Below are 15,760 nucleotides of genomic sequence, written 5' to 3'. Positions count from 1 at the left end.
GGCGTGGTCATGGGTCGGGTATGGGGAGTGGATCCCTCCCGGTGCGGCCCGCCGGAGCGGACGGGCCGGGCCCCGCGCCGGCACTGCGCCGGCCGGCGGAGGGCACAAAAAAGCCCCTCGCGCAGGAGGGGCCGCCGTGCTGTCGCGCGTCAGCGCATCAGCACGGCCCGGTAAGAAGCAGGAAGACTCCGGCCATGATCGGCAGTGTACCCCGCCCGGTGGTCACGCACGTGGCCCGCCACCACGAGGTGGGACGGACCGGCCGGCGCCACGCGGCGGAGGCCGCGCCGCCGGTGCCCATCGTGATCATGTCCGGCACCGACAGCGACCGCCGGGTCCCCCGTCCTGGCGAATATTCGGGGCGTAACCGACCGTCTACCTGCGGGGGTCGGCGACAGCGAGAAACATGGTTAGCCTGAGAGGCCAGTGAGATTTCTGCGGCAGACGTGGCTCGGCGTCGCGAACCCAACGGCGGGTCCAGGTGCTCTGAACAGAGCTGCCGTTCCGGCGACGAGGAGGAGGCCCGTGACACAACAGACCTGGGACGAGGTGGGCGGCCTGCTGCCGCACGACGAGTTCCGCGCCGCCAGCGAAGCCATCGTGGCCAACATCGAGCAGGTCATCGAAGGCAAGACGGCGACCGTGCGCCTCGCCCTGGCCGTCCTGCTCGCCGAGGGACACCTGCTGATCGAGGACGTGCCCGGGGTGGGCAAGACGAAGCTGGCCAAGGCGCTGGCCCGGTCCATCGACTGCTCGGTCCGCCGCATCCAGTTCACCCCCGACCTGCTGCCCAGCGACGTCACCGGGGTCAGCGTCTACAACCAGGAGACGCACGACTTCGAGTTCCGCCCCGGCGCGGTCTTCGCCAACCTGGTGGTCGGCGACGAGATCAACCGGGCCTCGCCGAAGACCCAGTCGGCGCTGCTGGAGTGCATGGAGGAGCGGCAGGTCACCGTCGACGGCGTCACCTACCAGCTCCAGACGCCGTTCATGGTGATCGCCACCCAGAACCCGATCGAGATGGAGGGGACGTACCCCCTGCCGGAGGCGCAGCGCGACCGGTTCACCGCCCGGATCGCCATGGGCTACCCGGACCCGGGCGCCGAGCTGGCCATGCTGGACGGTCACGGCGCCACCGACCCGCTCCAGGAGCTGCGCCCGGTCTCCGACGCCGCCACCGTCCGCCGGCTGATCGCCACGGTCCGCCAGGTGCACGTCGCGGACGCGGTCAAGCAGTACGCGGTGGACCTGGTCACCGCCACCCGCGAGGCCCCCGACCTGCGCCTCGGCGCCTCCCCCCGGGCCACCCTGCAGCTGCTGCGCACCGCCCGCGCGGTCGCCGCGCTGGAGGGCCGCGACTACGTGCTCCCCGACGACCTGCAGGCGCTGGCGGTGCCGGTGCTGGCGCACCGCATCATTCCGACCGCCGACGCCCAGCTGGCCCGGCGCACCACCGACGCCATCGTCTCCGAGCTGGTGCACCGACTGGCCCTGCCGCAGGAGCGCAAGCGCACCCCGTACGACACGCCGCGGCCCGCCGCGGGCAACGGCCGCGGGCCGTACGAGCCGCGGAGGCCGTGACGTGCGCGACGGGCTGCGCGGCCTGACCACCCGCGGCCGCTCGTTCCTGGCGGCCGCGATCGCGGCGGCGGTCTCCGCCGCCATCCTCGGCGAGAAGGACCTGCTCCGGGTGGCGGTGCTGCTCGCCGTCCTGCCCCTGCTGGCCGCCCTCTACGTCGGGCGCAGCCGCTACAAGCTGGCCTGCAACCGGTCGCTGGAGCCGCACCGGGTGCCGGTCGGGGCCAGCTCCCGGGTGGTGCTGCGGCTGCAGAACATGTCGCGCCTGCCCACCGGCACCCTGCTGCTGGAGGACCGGCTGCCGTACGCGCTGGGCAGCCGGCCCCGGGTGGTGCTGGAGCGGCTCGGCGCGCACCAGGCCAGCTCGGTGGCGTACACGGTCCGCGCCGACGTGCGCGGCCGGTACGAGGTGGGCCCGCTGGTGGTCCGGCTGACCGACCCGTTCGGGCTCTGCGAGCTGACCCGGGCCTTCCCCAGCACCGACCATCTGACGGTGATCCCGCAGGTCACCCCGCTGCCGACGGTCCGCCTCCCCGGTGAGTACGCCGGCAGTGGCGACAGCCGGGCCCGGTCGGTCGCGGTGCACGGCGAGGACGACGCCGCCACCCGGGAGTACCGGGTCGGCGACGACCTGCGGCGGGTGCACTGGAAGTCGACCGCCCGCACCGGCGAGCTGATGGTGCGCCGCGAGGAGCAGCCCTGGGAGAGCCGCGCCACCGTCGTGCTGGACACCCGGGCGTTCGGCCACCGCGGCGACGGCCCGACCGCCAGCTTCGAGTGGGCGGTCTCCGCCGCCGCGAGCATCGCGGTGCACCTGCGCCAGTCCGGCTACAAGCTGCGGCTGGTCACCGGCTCCGGCGCCGACGTGGACGCCACCGAGGGCGCCGGCGAGGGCCTGCTCCTGGACCACCTGGCGGACGTCCGCCTCGACCAGCGCGGCGAGCTCGCCACCCTGGTGCAGCGGGTCCGCCAGCGCGCCGACGGCGGCCTGATCATCGCCCTGCTCGGGTCGGTGAGCACCGCCGAGGCGGAGCTGCTGGCCGGGCTGCGCGCCAACGGTGCGACCTGCGTCGGTTTCCTGCTGGACAGCTCCACCTGGCTCAACCTGCCGGAGAAGGCCCGCGCCGAGTCGGAGCGGGCGCACGGCGCCGCGGCGCTCGCCCTGCTCCAGGGCGGCTGGCGGGTGATCGGGGTGGACCACGGTGGCCGGCTGCCGGCGCTCTGGCCGCAGGCCGCCCGCGGCTCGCAGGGCTTCGCGCTGCGCGCGGCGCTCGCCGAGACGGTCGCCGGCGGCGTCCGATGACGGAAAGGGTGAGGTCGTGATCGCCTCCCGCAACCTCGGCTTCGTGGCCGCCGCGGCGACCCTGCTCGCCGCGGCGCCGCTGTCGTCGATCTTCGAACGCTGGACCTGGCTGATCGAGTCCGCCATCGCGGTGGCCGTGGTCGCCGGGGTGGCCGCGCTGACCCGGCTGGTCCGGACTCCCCTGTGGGGGCAGGTGCTCGGCATGCTGGCCGGCCTGCTGCTCGCCCTGACCTGGCTCTTCCCCGGCGGCACCGAACTGGTCGCGTTCCTGCCCACCCCGGCCACCCTGGCCCACTTCGGCGAGCTGCTGCAGGGCTCGTTGCAGGACATGCGCTCGTACGGCGTCGAGGTGCCGGACACCACGCCGCTGCTCTTCATCACCGTGCTCGGGGTGGGCTCGGTGGCGATCATGGTGGACGTGCTGGCGGTGGGGCTGCGCCGCCCGGCCCTGGCCGGCCTGCCGATGCTGGCGATCTACTCGGTGCCGGTGGCGGTCTACGTCGACAGCGTGCCCGCCCTGCCGTTCGTGGTCGGCGCCTGCGGCTACCTGTGGCTGCTGGTCACCGACAACGTCGACCGGGTACGCCGGTTCGGCCGCCGGTTCACCGGCGAGGGCCGCGACGTCGACGTCTGGGAGTCGTCCCCGCTGGCGGCGGCCGGTCGGCGGCTGGCGGTGGTGGGCGTGGCGCTGGCCGTGGCCCTTCCGCTGGCCGTGCCCGGCATGACCGGTGGGCTGCTGGACCAGGTCAACTCCACCGGCGAGGGCACCGGCAACGGGCGGCCCGGGCAGGGCGCCAGCCCCGGCCGGATCGACCTCTTCGCGGCGCTCAGCGGCCAGCTCAACCAGAGCGAGGTGGCCGAGATGGTCAAGGTGACCACCACCGAGCCGAGCCCGTTCTACCTGCGCTTCGGCGTCGCCGACGAGCTGCGGCCGGACGGCTTCCGGGTGCGCCCGCCCAACGGCCGGCGGGTCGACCGGGACCTGCCCGCCCCACCGGCCCGCCAGGGCGCCGAGCAGCAGCGGTACCGGGCCACGGTGGAGGTCACCCGCAACCTGGAGATGCCCCTGGTGCCGGTCTACTCCGACCCGGTCAGCACCGACGGGCTCAACGGCAACTGGCTCTACGACGCGAACCTCGGGGTGGTCTTCTCCAACCGGGACAACTCCCGGGGCAAGCGCTACTCGTTCGAGTACGTCCGCTCGACCTTCTCCCCGGCGGCGCTGCGCAAGGCCCGCTCCCTGCCGGCTGAGCACCCGATCGCCGTGCAGCAGACCCGGCGGCCGGCGGTGCAGCAGGTCGACCTGCTGGTGTCCCGGCTGGTCGAGGGGAAGCGGAGCGACTACGACAAGGTCCGGGCGATCTACGACTACTTCTCCCGGGACAACGGCTTCAGCTACTCGCTGAGCACCAAGGGCGGCACCAGCGGCGAGGAGATCGTCGACTTCCTCACCAACAAGGTCGGCTACTGCCAGCAGTACGCGGCGGCGATGGCCTGGCTGGTGCGCTCCGCCGGCATCCCGGCCCGGGTGGCGTTCGGCTTCACCAACGGCACCGGCGCCGGCAGCGACACGTACGTGCTGACCAACCGCAACCTGCACGCCTGGACGGAGGTCTACTTCGACCAGATGGGCTGGGTTCCGTTCGACGCGACCCCGGCGTACGCGGTGCAGGGCGCGAACCGCTCGGCCTGGGCCCCGGACAGCGACGCCCCGGATCCGGAGCCCTCGGAGACCACCGCCCCCGGCACCTCCCCCGACGACCCCGCCGCCACGGCCGGGCCGGAGCGGGAGGACGCCGCCGACCGGGAGATCGACGCCGGCTTCGACGCCGCCGGTGGCGGGCCGACCCGGCGCGCGCCGAGCTGGCCCTGGTGGACGGCGGGCGCGCTGCTGGCGCTGGTCGCTCTGCTCTGCGTGCCGGCGCTGCGGCGGATGGCGCTGCGGCGTCGCCGCCACGGCCGGCCGGCGCCGGCGGTCACCGCGGCGGGCGCCGCCGCCGGGCCGGACGGGGCGGGCGCCGGGGCGCCCGGCATGGTCGTGCTCGGCGCCGACCACGACCGGGCCCGCGCGGACGCCCACGCGGCCTGGGACGAACTGCTCGACACGCTGGTCGACTACCGGGTACGCGTGGACCGCACGGAGACGCCCCGGGCGACCGCCGAGCGGCTGGCCCGCGAGGCCGTCGGCGACGACAGCGCCGCCGCGTCGGCGGTACGGCTGCTCGGCCGGGCGGAGGAGCGGGCCCGCTACGCCCGCGATCCGCTCACCGGGGAGCCGTTGCACCCGGCGTTGAAGGCGGTCCGGGGCACCCTCGCCGCCCGGTCGGACCGGCGCACCCGGTTCCTCGCGGCGGTGCTGCCGCCGTCGGTGCTGCTGCGCTGGCGGCTGGCCGTGGCGGACTCGTCCTCCCGGTTGGTGGCCGGTGGCGGGCGGACCCGCGCCCGGCTGCTGCGCTGGAGCCCGCGCCGGCTGCTGGCCAACCGCTCCGCCCGCCGCGCCTGACCCACGGCTCCGCCCGGGCACCGTCGGTGCCCGGGCGGAGCCATTGTCAGATCCGCTGCCTGATCGCGGAGACGGGCCACCAGGCCCCGACACCTTTTCTGGCTCACACCGAGGACGATCGGGACCGCATCGGGCGTGGGTCGGCAACACGTCGGATCGGCCTTCGACCGGGGGCCGGACGTGCAGGTACGACGGAGGTGACCGGAGCGCGTCCGGCGCCCACCGTCGTGGCGACGCCCACCCGCCTCAACGGCGGTGGGCGTTCAGCGATGTCCCTCCGGGCGCTGCCGCCACCGGTCCTCCATGCGGTCCAGCAGCGACGGCCGTCGACCCCCCGCGCGCCCGCGCGGACGACGGCGACTCGTCGTGCCACCCACCACGTGCAGGTCGGGTGACTGCGACCGGCGATGCGACTGCACCGCGTAGCCCAGGGCGGCCAGCATGACGACGAAGCCCGCCACTGCCAGCGGCGGAGTCTTGATCACCGCGCCGTAGACCAACAGGGCCAGGCCGACGACGACCACACCGGCAGCGACGAGCAGGCGACGCCGCGCGTGGAAACGCGGGTCGCTGGCGCGCACGGCCGAGGCGAATTTGGGGTCCTCGGCAAGCGACCGCTCGATCTGCTCGAACAGCCGCTGCTCGTGCTCCGAGAGCGGCACGGCACTCCTCCCCGGTCACGTTGGTCGGCCCGGTCGGGCCGACAGACCGTAGCAGCCAACCGGCTGCTTGCCGTCAAGTCTACGAGGGGTCTCGCGCGTCGGAAAGCGGGACGACCTACGGCCGGGTCGGATTTTCGCCTCGACGGGGATCACGCCGGCCGAGCAGACTGGCCGGACCTATGACGGACCGCCCGAAACGGGCAGCAGCGGCGTCGGCGGCAGCTTCCGCCTCCCGCCAGCCGCGCTCGGGCGCGCCGAGAGTCAACTGCCGCGGCGTCTCCGTCGCCCCGGCCAACCCCTCCACCCGTACGCCGACGAGCCGGACCCGCTCTCCCGGGTCGAGAACGGTGTAGAGCCCCCAGGCGGTGTCGAAGATCTCCCGGGCCACGTCGGTGGGCACGCCGAGGGTGCGGGACCGGTTGACCGTGCGGAAGTCGGTCAGCCGCACCTTGAGCGAGACGGTCCGCCCGACCTGCCCCGCCCGGCGCAGCCGGGTGCCGACCTTCTCACTGAGGGCGAGCAGGGTACGGCGGATCTCCAGCGGGTCGGCGACGTCGGCGTCGAAGGTCGTCTCGGCGCCGATCGACTTCTCCACGTGCTCGGGGCTGACCGACCGGGGGTCGCGCCCCCACGCCAGCTCGTGCAGGTGGGTGGCGGACGCCTCGCCGACGGCCTTGCGGAGCATCCCGTACGGCGCCTCGGCGAGGTCGCCGATGGTGGTCAGCCCCAGCCGGCGCAGCGTCTCGGCGGAGCGCTCCCCCACCCCCCAGAGCGCGCCGACCGGCAGCGGGTGCAGAAACTCCAGCACCCGGTCGGCCGGCACCACGAGCAGGCCGTCCGGCTTGGCCCGGGTGGAGCCGAGCTTGGCCACGAACTTGGTCGGCGCCACCCCGACGGAGCAGGTCAGCCCCTGCTCGGCGGCCACCCGCGCGCGGATCCGGCGAGCGATCTCGGCCGGCGGACCGAACAGCCGCCGGGCGCCGGCCACGTCGAGGAACGCCTCGTCCAGCGAGAGCGGCTCGACCAGCGGGGTGACGTCCCGGAAGATCTGCATGACCGCCCGGGAGGCGGCCGTGTACTGCCCGAAGTCGGGCGGGAGGTAGACCGCGTGCGGGCAGAGCGCGCGGGCGCGCATGGTGGGCATGGCGCTGCGGACGCCGTACCGCCGGGCCTCGTAGCTGGCGGAGCTGACCACGCCGCGCGGCCCGACCCCGCCGACCACCACCGGGCGGCCGCGCAGCTCGGGGCGGCGGCGCACCTCCACCGAGGCGAAGAAGGCGTCCATGTCGACGTGCAGGATCGGGCTGCCGGAGTCGTCGGCGTCGGGACCGAAACGCGGGTCACCACCACCGCGCGGCAACGACTGGCTCCGACCCATTCCCGCAGGTTAGCCCGCCGGTACGACAGCCCGGCCGGTCAGCCCCGCACCACCAGCAGCGGGATGGTCAGCTCCGCCGCCGTGTCCGCCCCGTGGTACGCCACCAGCCGGGACACCATGGGCGGCTCGGAGCGGCTGGCCAGCACGGCGTACGTGCCGTGGCAGGTCACCACGACGTCGCCGACGCGCCGCAGGTGCTCCGGCGGCACCGGGCCGAACCGCCCGGCGGCCACCGCCTCCGCCCGGGTCTCGACCCGGGCGGCCGGGCCGAGCACCGCCGACCAGGCGGCCACCACGTCGTCCACCGCGCCCGGCTCGACGTGCAGGTACCGCACCCGCGGCTCGCCGGCGACGACCCGCACCCCGGCCCGCAGCCGGGGGTCGGTGTCCAGGTCGAAGCGGTGCGCGGCGGGCACGTCGAGCTGCCCGTGGTCGGCGGTGACCAGCAGCGCGGCGTCCGGCGGCAGGCCGTCGACGAGCCGGGCGAGCAGCGCGTCCACCTCGGCGGCGGCGACCCGCCAGGGTGCGGAGTCGACGCCGGTGAGGTGGCCGTGCCGGTCCAGGTCGGGGTGGTAGCCGGAGACCAGGGTCGGCCCGGGACCGGCGGCGAGCGCGGCGAGCATCGTCGCGGCCAGGGCGTCCACCCCGGCGGCGCCCCGGTAGTCGCCGCCCCGGTTGGCGGCCAGGGTCAGCCCGCTGCCGGCGAACTCGGGACGGCTCACCACGGTCACCGCGACGCCGGCCGCCCGGGCCCGCTCCCACTGGGTGCGGACCGGCTGCCAGGTCAGCGGCTCCGGGTCGCCGGTCCACTCGATGTGGTTGAGCACCCGGTCGGTGCCGGGCACCCGGACGGTGAAGCCGAGCACCCCGTGCGGCCCGGGCGCGACGCCCGCGCCCAGGCTCACCAGGCTGGTCGGGGTGGTGGAGGGGAAACCCGAGGTCAGCGGCCGGCCGACGGTGGCGGTGAGCCCGGCCAGGATCGGCGCGTACGGCGCGGCGGTCGGGATCTGGTACCAGCCGAGCCCGTCGACCAGGAGCACGGCGATCCGGCGTACCCCGGCCAGCCGGGGGGTGAGGCCGAGCAGGTCGACCGCGCCGGGCACGCCGAGCACCGCCAGCGCGCTGGGCACCACGTCGGCGAGGCTGCCGCCGCCGTAGCGGGGCGCCACCACGTCCAGCGGACCGGGCGGGGCCGGGGAGGTCATGCCGGCCGGCGGGCGAACAGGTGCAGCTGGGCGGCGAGGTCCCGGTACGGCGACCGGGCGGCGAGGGCCCGTTCCAGCTCGACCAGGGCGGTCGCCTGGCCGTCGGCCACGGCGGCGGGAAGCAGGTCGGCGAGGACGCGTACCCCGTGGATCTCCTCGACGGTGAGCCCGGCGGCGCGCAGCAGCGCGGCGGCGCCCTCGGCGTCGAAGCGCCGGCGCAGGGTGTCCCGCGGCCCGGCGGAGCCGTCCGGGGCGGCGGCGAGCGCGGCGGCGACGTCCAGGTGGCCGTTCATCGCCCGGGCCAGCACGGCGGCGGCGCGGCCGGCGACCAGCACGCTCGCCGCACCCCCGGGCCGCAGCGCGGCGGCCAGCGCGTCGACCACCGGCGTCGGGTCGTCGACCACCTCCAGCACGGAGTGGCAGAGCACCAGGTCGGCGCTGGCCGGCTCGACCAGCCCGGCCAGTGCGTCGCCGTCGCCCTGCACGGCGCGTACCCGGGCGGCGACCCCGGCCTCGGCGGCCCGGCGGGTCAGCGCGGCGAGCGCGTCGGGACTGGCGTCGACCACGGTGACCCGGTGCCCGGCCTGGGCGAGCGGAACGGCGAAGCCGCCGGTCCCGCCGCCGACGTCCAGCACGGTCAGTTCGTCGCCGGCGCGTCGGTCCAGCTCGGCGGCGAGGACCGACCAGATGACAGCGGTACGGGGGGTCAGCGGCGGCCCGGTGAACCGGCCTCGGGTGGTCTGCTCCACCCGGTCGAGCCTAGTCACCCACGCCACCGGACCCCCCGCAGGCGGTACCGCGTTGGTCAGGACTCGCCGCCGGCGGCGGGGTCCTCCTCCGCGCGGGACCGGTTGGCGTTGGCCACCGGGCCGTCGTGCACCTGGTACTCGCGCGTCTCCACGTCCTGCGCCGGCGCCCATCCGGCCGCGAGCCGGGTACGCCGGGCGTTCGCCACGCCGCCGGTGTGCATGCTGTTCGACGTCATCGCGTCTTCCCCCTTGCCGCGAGCGGGCCACTCTGCCCGCACGTGCCGGAAGTCTCCCGCCTGGCGTCCGAGGAAACCGTAATGTGGATCACTGGATCAACGGAAATCCCGGGACGCCGGGCTGACCGGTGGCTCGATGGCGTCCAGCCGATCCGCGGTGAGGCTGGTGACTCCCTCGTGCCGCTGCAACCGGCCTCGCACCACCAGGGCCGCGCTGGTGCGGGCGATCCGACGGTAGCGCTGCCACAGCCCCGGGGAGCAAGTGACATTGAGCATCCCCGTCTCGTCCTCCAGGTTGAGGAAGGTGACCCCGCCGGCGGTCCCGGGCCGCTGCCGGTGGGTGACGATCCCGCCGACCCGGATCCGCCGACCCGGCTCCACCCGGCCGAGCCGGGCGATCGGCACCGCGCCGAGGGCGTCGAGCCGGTCGCGGATGAACCGGGCCGGATGGCTCTCCGGGGACAGCCCGGTCGCCCAGACGTCGGCGACCAGCCGGTCCACCGCCTCCATCCCGGGCAGGGTGGGCGCGGCCGTCCCGGTCACCGTGCCGGGCAGCCGGCCCGGCCGGTCCTGAGCCGCCGCGCCGGCGGCCCAGAGCGCCTGCCGCCGGGTCAGCCCGAAACAGGCGAAGGCGTCCGCGGTGGCCAGCGCCTCCAAGTGCGCGGCGGTGAGCCCAACCCGCCGGGCCAGGTCCGGCATGTCCCGGTACGGCCCGTGCGCCGCCCGCTCCGCCTCGATCCGCTCGGCCACGTCGTCACCGAGGGTGCGTACGCTGCCCAGCCCGAGCCGGACCGCCGGACCGCCCAGCCCCCAGGCGTGCGGCGGCTCCCCCGGCTGGCTCCCCCACCGGGTCTCCGGCGTCGACTCCAGCACCGCCTTGGCCCCGCTGGCGTTGATGTCCGGCCGGCGGACCTCCACGCCGTGCCGGCGGGCGTCGTCGACCAGGGTCTGCGGCGAGTAGAAGCCCATCGGCTGGGCGTTGAGCAGCGCGGCCAGGAACGGTCCCGGGTGGTAGCGCTTGAGCCAGGAGCTGGCGTAGACCAGGTAGGCGAAGCTCATCGCGTGGCTCTCCGGGAAGCCGTAGCTGGCGAACGCGGTGAGCTTGCGGTAGACGTCGTCGGCCAGCTCGCCGGTGATGCCCCGCTCGGCCATCCCGGCGTAGAGCCGGTCGGCGATCTGCGCCATCCGCTCCACCGAGCGCTTGGCCCCCATGGCCCGGCGCAGCTGGTCGGCCCCGGCCGCGTCGAAACCGGCCAGGTCGATCGCGAGCTGCATGAGCTGCTCCTGGAACAGCGGCACGCCGAGGGTCTTCTCCAGCGCGTTGCGCATCAGCGGATGCGCGAAGGTCACCGGCTCCTGGCCGTTCTTGCGCCGGATGTACGGATGCACCGAGCCGCCCTGGATCGGGCCGGGCCGGATCAGCGCCACCTCGACCACCAGGTCGTAGAACTCGCGGGGCTTGAGCCGGGGCAGGGTGGCCATCTGGGCGCGGCTCTCCACCTGGAACACCCCGACCGAGTCGGCCCGGCAGAGCATGTCGTAGACCTCGGGGTCGTCCAGCGTCATGTCGCCCAGGTCGAGGGTCATCCCGATCATGTCGTAGCCGTAGTGCAGCGCGGAGAGCATGCCCAGGCCGAGCAGGTCGAACTTGACCAGGCCGACGGCGGCGCAGTCGTCCTTGTCCCACTGGAGCACGCTGCGGCCGGGCATCCGGCCCCACTCCACCGGGCACACCTCGATCACCGGCCGGTCGCAGATCACCATGCCGCCGGAGTGGATGCCCAGGTGCCGGGGGAAGGTCTGCAGCTCGTTGGCGTACGCGACCACCTGCTCGGGGATGTCCTCGACGTCGACCGACGCCACCGAGCCCCACCGGTCGATCTGCTTGCTCCAGGCGTCCTGCTGGCCGGGGGAGAAACCGAACGCCTTGGCCACGTCCCGCACCGCCGAGCGGGGCCGGTACGAGATGACGTTGGCGACCTGGGCGGTGTGCTCCCGGCCGTACCGGGTGTAGACGTGCTGGATCACCTCCTCCCGGCGGTCGGACTCGATGTCCACGTCGATGTCGGGCGGGCCGTCGCGTTCCGGGGCGAGGAAGCGCTCGAAGAGCAGCCGGTGCCGGACCGCGTCGACGTTGGTGATCCGCAGCGCGTAGCAGACCGCCGAGTTCGCCGCCGAACCCCGGCCCTGGCAGTAGATGTCCTGCTCCCGGCAGAACGTGACGATGTCGTAGACCACCAGGAAGTAGCCGGGGAAGCCCAGCTCGTCGATCATCCGCAGCTCGTGCTCCAGCTGCGCGTACGCCTCGGGGTGCGCCTCGGGCGGGCCGTAGCGCTCCCGGGCGCCCACCATCGTCAGGTGGCGCAGCCAGCTCATCTCGCTGTGCCCCGGCGGCACCGGGTACGCCGGCAGCTGCGGCGCGACGAGCTGCAGGTCGAAGGCGAGCTCGGCGCCGAACTCGGCGGCCCGCGCCACCGACCCCGGGTACGCGGCGAACCGGGCCGCCATCTCCGCGCCGCTGCGCAGGTGCGCGGTGGCGGCGGCGGGCAGCCAGCCGTCGATCTCGTCCAGGCTGCGCCGGGCCCGGACCGCCGCCAGGGTGGTGGCGAGCCGGCGCCGGCTCGGGGTCGCGTAGTGCACGTTGTTGGTGGCCACCGTGGGCAGCCCGGCGGTGGCGGCCAGCTCGGCGAGGGCGTCGTTGCGGTCGGCGTCGACCGGATGCCCGTGGTCGGTCAGCTCCACCGCCACCGTCTCGGCGCCGAAGAGGGCGGTGAGCCGGTCCAGCTCGCGGGCCGCCGCGTCGACGCCCTCGGTGAGCAGCGCGCCGGGCACGTGCCCCTTGCGGCAGCCGGTGAGCACCAGCACGTGGTCGCGCAGCTCGGCGGCGACCTCCTCCAGCTCGCCGTAGACCGGGCGGCCCTTCTCCCCGCCGCGCAGCTGGGCACGGGAGATGGTGGCGGCCAGCCGGGCGTACCCCTCGTGGCCGTGGGCGAGCACCAGCAGGTGCGCGCCGTGCGGGTCGGGTTCGCCGTTCTGCGGACCGGGCAGCCCGAGGGAGAGCTCGGCGCCGAAGATCGTCGGCAGGTGCAGCGCGCGGGCCGCCTCGGCGAAGCGGACCACGCCGTAGAAGCCGTCGTGGTCGGTGACGGCGAGCGCGGTGAGCCCCAGCCGGGCGGCCTCCTCGGCCAGCTCCTCCGGGTGGCTGGCGCCGTCGAGGAAGCTGAAGTTGGTGTGCGCGTGCAGCTCGGCGTACGGGACCGTGCCGTCCGGGGAGGGCAGCTCGGGCGCCTCGTACTGCTGGCGCTTGCGGCTCCAGGCCGGGGCGTCACCGCCGTCGGCGTCGACCGCGAGCGGGTCGACCACGTGCAGGTGCCGCTCCTCGCGCGACCGCCCACCCCGCGGCCTCCCGCCACCGCCCGACCCGTCGCCGCCCGACCCGTCGCCGGCTCGCCCGGAGAGCACCCGTTCCAGCTCCGACCAGGGCAGCTTGGGGTTGTGGAAGCTCATCTGATCGCCCCCGCGGGCGACCGGGTCCCGACGACCGGCTCCACCGACGGAAGGGTCGGTGAGCGATATGTCTGAGAGTCATGAATATGCCTGACAGTCATGTCGCTCACCGGGGCATCCGCCCCCGACACGGAGCGGACCAGCCGGTCGGGCGCGCCGGCTCCGCGAGGGAACCACCCCGGACCGGACGGGACCGGCTCAGTCATAGATCGCCTCCACCAGCCACTGGCCGGCCTCGACCGCCAGCAGCAGGGCGGCGCCGTCGGCCAGGCAGACCTGGAACCGGGCCCGGCGCCGCGCCTCGGCCGGGGCCCACCAGCGCTCGTCCACCGGCCACGGGCCGGCCCAGCCGACGATCTCGACCGGCCGGGCCGTACCGACGGCCAGCCGGGCCGGCGCGGCGCTCACCGTCAGGCGGGCGCTGACCACGACCGGCTCACCCGCGGCGTCGTGCACGGTCGCGGTGAGCGGGGTGGGCAGCACCACGGCCGGTGCGGGCGGCGGCAGCCGCCCCGGCCACGGCGGGACGGCGCTCCCCCCGCCGGCGGTGCCACCGGCACGGCCCGCACCGGCGGCCCGGCCGGCGCCCGTGGCACGGCCCGCACCGGCGACCCGGTCGGCACCCAGGGCCGGCTCGCCGGGCAGCGGCGGCGGGCCGGGGCGGGCGGGGAGCCGCTCGTCGCCCCAGGGAACCAGGTGGGTCTGGTCGGCCGGGGAACGACCACCGCCGAGCACGGCGGTGACCACCGCCTCCGGGCCGAGGATGCCCTGCACCCGGCTCAACGCCCGGTGCGCCCGCTCCCGCTCCTCGCCGGTCTCGCCCCACAGGCCGGGTTGCAGCCCCGACCGGGCCAGCACCCCGTCGGGGACCAGCCGCAGCCGGACGATCCCGGCGGTCGGCCGGGCCGGGCGGGCGCCGGCCCGGCCGGTGCTGCCGGAGAGCCAGCCGTCGAGCTGCCAGCGGACCCGGTCGGCGATGGCCGCGGCGGTGAGCAGGCCGTCGTGCCGCCAGACCCGGTGCAGCTCCTGGCCGTGCGCGGTGACCGCCTCGATGCCGAGCCGGGTGCAGGCCAGCCCGTACCCGGCGAGCCGGTCGTGCAGCCGCTCGGCGAGCGCGCGGGCGGCGAAGGCGGCCGCGTCGACCCGGTCGAGCGGCTCGTCGTGGTCGGCGGTCACCGCCAGGTCGACCGGGGGCTGCCGGACGGCCAGCGGGCGGTCGTCGCGCCCGGCGGCGAGCCGGTGGGCCAGCGCCCCGTCGAGGCCGAACCGGGCCAGCACGTCACCGCCGGGCAACGCCGCGAAGTCGCCGAGGGTACGCACGCCGAGCCGGCGCAGCAGGTCGGCCAGCGCGGGCCGGCCGAGCGCCTCGACCGGCAGTTCGGCCAGGAACTCCGGCGTCCCGCCCGGTGGCACGACCCGGCCGGCGCGCGCGGCCAGCCCGGCGGCGAAGACCCCGTCGGCGATCCCGACCTGGCTCTCCACCGCGCAGGCCTGGGCCACCTGCTCGATGATCCGTTCGGCGGCCGCCTCCTCGCCGCCGAGGTAGCGGCTGGGGCCCCGGGCGGCCACCGCGCAGGCGCCGGGGCGTACCACCTCGACGCCGGCGACGACCTCCTCGACGGCGGCGACCACCGGTTCGAAGGCGCGGGCGTCCCGCCCGGGGTCGTGGTCGACGACGGTCAGCTGCGGGCAGCGTCCCTGGGCCTCCCGTCGGCGCAGGCCCCGCCGCACCCCCTCGGCGCGGGCCTGCTCGGAGCAGGCCACCACCCGGTTGGCGTGCAGCACGGCGACCGGGCCGGTGGCCGGCACCCCGTCGACGATCTCGGCGGCGATGACCGACCAGTCCGGGCACCAGAGCAGCAGGGTGCGCACCGGCGTGCCGGTCACGCCGACCCGACCACGGTGAGCGCGCCACGCCGGGACCGGCCGACGCCGTCCGCGGCCGCCGGCCGGGGGATGACGCGGGTGAGCCCGTCGCCGGGCAGCCAGACCTTGATCTCCTTGGGCCGGGCGGCCGCGCCGCGCCCGCGCGCCGACACGGTCACCTCGCGGCGGCGCAGCCGGCCCCGGCCCGCCCCCAGCCCCTCCCAGACCCCGCGGACCACCTGGAGCGTGACGTCCGCGCCGTCCCACCGGCCGTACGGGACGAGCACGCTGCCGCGCTGCCGGGCCCGGGCGGCGAGCCGGTTGGCGACCGAGGCGGAGACGGTGTGCGGCACGGCGGTCACCACCACGTCGACCCCGTCGATCAGGGCCGCGACGACGGTGGGCCACTCCGGGCCGGGGTCGGGCACCAGGGCGAGCCGGTCCAGGGCGATCCCGACCTCGGCGGCCGCGCCGGCCCCGAAGGTCGGCACCCCGACCACCGCGCACCAGGAGCCGGCCCGGGACGCCTCAGCGAGCAGCGCCAGGACCAGGGAGGTGCCGCCGCTACGCCGGGGCTGGCCGGCGGAGACCGCGATCGTGCTGCCCCGGCGCAGCCCGCGGTTGGGCAGCAGGCCGGTCAGCTCGGGCGCCACCGGGAGCACCCGGTGGCCGCCCGCCGGGTCCGGCGCGCTCGCCGGGCGTACCAGACCGGCCAGTGCGGCGGAACCGACCACCATGCGGCCCGCCATGGACCAACCCCCCGTCGTGTTTCT

The 15,760-nt window shown here is 75.9% G+C and carries 11 protein-coding genes; 3 read left to right on the top strand and 8 right to left on the bottom strand.

Translation table 11 applies throughout. The annotated features are described in order from the left end of the window. Positions 1-525 precede the first annotated feature (525 nt). The 3 genes from V6U88_RS05400 to V6U88_RS05390 are packed head-to-tail and all read left to right on the top strand — an operon-like array spanning position 526 to position 5,384. Positions 526-1,581 (top strand): AAA family ATPase, encoded by a 1,056-nt coding sequence (locus V6U88_RS05400; RefSeq protein WP_334450378.1) that lies wholly within the window; start codon positions 526-528, stop codon positions 1,579-1,581. A 1-nt stretch (position 1,582) separates the two neighbouring features. After that, positions 1,583-2,881 (top strand): DUF58 domain-containing protein, encoded by a 1,299-nt coding sequence (locus tag V6U88_RS05395; RefSeq protein ID WP_334450376.1) that lies wholly within the window; start codon positions 1,583-1,585, stop codon positions 2,879-2,881. Between the two features lie 16 nt (positions 2,882-2,897). Further along, positions 2,898-5,384, top strand: coding sequence for a transglutaminase TgpA family protein (locus V6U88_RS05390; RefSeq protein WP_334450374.1), 2,487 nt, complete (start codon positions 2,898-2,900; stop codon positions 5,382-5,384). Between the two features lie 263 nt (positions 5,385-5,647). Here V6U88_RS05390 and V6U88_RS05385 read toward each other — a convergent pair whose 3' ends face one another. The 8 genes from V6U88_RS05385 to V6U88_RS05350 form a co-directional block, all read right to left on the bottom strand. Then, complete coding sequence (locus V6U88_RS05385; RefSeq protein WP_088961106.1) at positions 5,648-6,046, bottom strand: DUF3040 domain-containing protein; 399 nt, start codon at positions 6,044-6,046, stop codon at positions 5,648-5,650. A gap of 115 nt (positions 6,047-6,161) precedes the next feature. Further along, entirely contained in the window at positions 6,162-7,424 is a 1,263-nt protein-coding gene (locus V6U88_RS05380; RefSeq protein ID WP_334450370.1) for a DNA polymerase IV, read from the bottom strand. A 38-nt stretch (positions 7,425-7,462) separates the two neighbouring features. Further along, complete coding sequence (locus tag V6U88_RS05375) at positions 7,463-8,629, bottom strand: alkaline phosphatase family protein (RefSeq protein WP_334450368.1); 1,167 nt, start codon at positions 8,627-8,629, stop codon at positions 7,463-7,465. Beyond that, entirely contained in the window at positions 8,626-9,396 is a 771-nt protein-coding gene (locus V6U88_RS05370) for a methyltransferase domain-containing protein (RefSeq protein ID WP_334450367.1), read from the bottom strand. The genes V6U88_RS05375 and V6U88_RS05370 overlap by 4 nt, the downstream gene beginning before the upstream one ends. A gap of 38 nt (positions 9,397-9,434) precedes the next feature. Beyond that, entirely contained in the window at positions 9,435-9,614 is a 180-nt protein-coding gene (locus tag V6U88_RS05365) for a hypothetical protein (protein ID WP_088961103.1), read from the bottom strand. A 96-nt stretch (positions 9,615-9,710) separates the two neighbouring features. Beyond that, a complete protein-coding gene (locus tag V6U88_RS05360) occupies positions 9,711-13,121 on the bottom strand; it encodes an error-prone DNA polymerase (RefSeq protein WP_334450366.1) in 3,411 nt (1,136 codons plus the stop codon). A 198-nt stretch (positions 13,122-13,319) separates the two neighbouring features. Next, a complete protein-coding gene (locus V6U88_RS05355; protein ID WP_334450363.1) occupies positions 13,320-15,008 on the bottom strand; it encodes a DNA polymerase Y family protein in 1,689 nt (562 codons plus the stop codon). Further along, positions 15,005-15,736, bottom strand: a complete 732-nt coding sequence (locus V6U88_RS05350; protein ID WP_334450361.1) for a hypothetical protein — start codon at positions 15,734-15,736, stop codon at positions 15,005-15,007. The genes V6U88_RS05355 and V6U88_RS05350 overlap by 4 nt, the downstream gene beginning before the upstream one ends. Positions 15,737-15,760 lie beyond the last annotated feature (24 nt).

Origin of the sequence: Micromonospora sp. CPCC 205739, from assembly GCF_036906795.1 — a bacterium.
Classification (GTDB): Bacteria; Actinomycetota; Actinomycetes; order Mycobacteriales; family Micromonosporaceae; genus Micromonospora.
Note: the sequence above shows the minus strand (reverse complement) of the source record. Positions and strands in the feature narration are given on the sequence as shown.